This is a genomic window from bacterium (assembly GCA_024226335.1).
Classification (GTDB): Bacteria; Myxococcota_A; UBA9160; order SZUA-336; family SZUA-336; genus JAAELY01.
The window spans coordinates 1-2558 of sequence record JAAELY010000023.1; the positions used below are offsets into that span (position 1 = coordinate 1).

Sequence of the window (2558 nt, forward strand, 5' to 3'; positions counted from 1 at the left end):
CTGCTCGACAAGTTGAAGGAAGTCGATTCGCTCGAGAACACTCTGGTCTTCTACACATCCGACAACGGTAGCTATCGCGATGATCGCAACGGAAACCTCCGTGGCAGAAAGGGCTCCAATTTCGAAGGCGGCATCCGAGTCCCCGGGATCTTGTATTGGCCGGGGACCATCAAGGGCGGGCATGTCGAGCACGAACCGGCTGGAGTCGTCGATCTGCTGCCGACAGTCTGTGGCCTCCTCGGCATCGATGAACCTGAGGGCGTCCATCTCGACGGTTCGGATATCTTGCCGTTGCTGATCGGCCATAGCAACAAGTTTGCTCGGCGCCAGCCGCTCTACTGGCATCTGCCGGGGAACCCGTCCCTGGCAATCCGAGACGGCAACTACTCGATGGTTGCGTATCGCGATTACGTGTTTCCGAGGGACAGGGCAGCCATCGTCCAGGTGGAGAAGGAAATCGAAGAAGTCTTGAGGAAAGCTAACAGCCCAGAGCTTGTCCCTTGGGTTGAGAGGACCGACTATTTCTACAAGGTGTTCAAGAACAAGGACGCCGAGCGACTGCGCAGCAAATTCATGCGGTTGAACGTGTTTCAGGAATCGTGGATCCCTGTCCTCAAGTCAGGCAACTACCATCGGTTCCAGTTGTTTGATCTAGCGGAAGATCCCGCGCAGAGAATCGATGTATCGGATCAGCATCCCGAGATCTTCGCTCGTCTCAAACGCCAGTTACTCGAGATCAACGCGAGCGTAATGGCAGAGGCGCCGGATTGGCACTGAAAATGAACCGGTTCAACATTTACCCAGATGCTCAAGGCGGGCGGAATCAAGACCATGTTCAATAGGCGCAACTTGCTCACAACTACTCTCGTGGCGGCAGTGTTCTGTTTGGTCGCCGAGGCGTCGTGGGCGGCGGAGGAACGCGCGGCGAACGAACCCGATGTCTACGTCCAAAAGGCCACCTGGGCGGAGACGATGCTGGCATCGCGCGCGCGCTACGAAGCATGGCTGGCCGACCCGGACGTCGCGTTGGGACCGTGGTACGCGGTAGGTTTTCACAGGAGAAACGGGTTTCCGCAGACCATCCTCACGCAAAAGGTCGACCTGAAAGCCACGGGCGCCAAAGGCGGGCTCTTGTGGCAAGAGCGCGTGGACTGGGTCGACGGAGCGGTGCATGAGTTGACGGTCCCCATCGCGAACGGCGCCGTCGTTCTCTATCGGACTGTGACCACAGCGAGGCCGCTGCGATTCGAAGCTGAGATCGGTACCGACAGTCCCGTCGAGGTGTGGCTCAATGGAAGCAGGTTGCTGTCACGCGAACCTGACGAGGCGGGCAAGCCAGAGCGGGTTGTGCTCGAACTGAAACGCGGCGAGAACCACCTCGTTCTGAAGTTCGAGACCGTATGGAAACTGCGGCGCTTTCATTTCGGACAGCCCGGCGACCCAGCCGGCGCATTCGGACACCAAATGCTGGAGGACTTCCCCGTTGAAGCCGGTTGGATGGAAAGGGATCTCGGCTGGCAGGGCTACCGCAGATGGCTGCGCGCTGGAGATGACACGGAACTGAGCCTGGCAATGATCCGGAATGCGGCGCGCGACGCGGGCGAAGGATTGCGGAAGAAGCTCGACAAGGCGTCGCAGGTTGCCGGGGCGGCAGACGATTCGCGTTGGCTCGATCTATACGTTACGGCGTGCCGCTTCCGGCAGGCCGCATCGGAACTCGACCGGGTGAACGTAGCGGCGTTGCGGCGCGCCATCGACGATCTCTCGGAGAGCTTCCCCGGGCAATACACCGAGGCAGCCGTCTACTTGCAGAGCTTAGAGGTCTTCGAGCAGTGTCTGCCCGGAATGCGCGCAGCTCTCGCGGACGGGAATCCCCAGGGGGTCGAGGACGTCGACGCGCTGCTGGCCCTCGAACGGGAAGCGCTCCTGGCGAACCCGCTCTTCGATTTCGACCGCATCCTCCTCATCAAGCGGAGCGCGGACCTGCTGGGCCTGCCGCGCAATTGGCAGGGCAATTGCGCCTTGCCCCGCAAAGGCTACGACAATGAGATTGCCCTCCTCAACCCGCTACGGCCGGAGGATGGGCTGACGACGCTGTTCAAGCCGGAGACGTCGAGGATGGTGGCCGATGTCGATCTGGATTTCGGCGGAGAGAAGATGCTGTTCTCGATGATCGGCAGCCACAACCGCTGGCAGATCTGGGAGATGCGCGCCGACGGCACCGGCCTGCGCCAGGTGACGCCGGGCGAATATGCGGACGTGGACAATTACGACGCCTGCTACCTGCCCAATGGCAAGATCGTGTTCGACTCGACACGCGTCTTCCAGGGAATCCCGTGTGTGGGCGGAAAGGATGCGGTCGCTAATCTCTACCTCATGGACGCAGACGGCCAGAACATGCGCCGGCTCTGTTTCGACCAGGACCATAGCTGGTGTCCGACGGTGCTCAACAACGGCCAGCTGCTGTACACGCGCTGGGAGTACTCGGACACAGCACACTATTTCTCGCGCCTCCTCTTTCATATGAACCCGGACGGCACCGGGCAGTCTGAATACTA

General features: G+C 60.4%; 2 protein-coding genes. Both read left to right on the top strand.

The annotated features are described in order from the left end of the window. On the top strand, nucleotides 1-777 hold a 777-nt coding region (locus GY725_00845; protein MCP4002717.1), incomplete at its 5' end, for a sulfatase-like hydrolase/transferase. A 54-nt stretch (nucleotides 778-831) separates the two neighbouring features. After that, the coding region (locus GY725_00850) for a hypothetical protein (protein ID MCP4002718.1) at nucleotides 832-2558 on the top strand (1727 nt) is incomplete at its 3' end.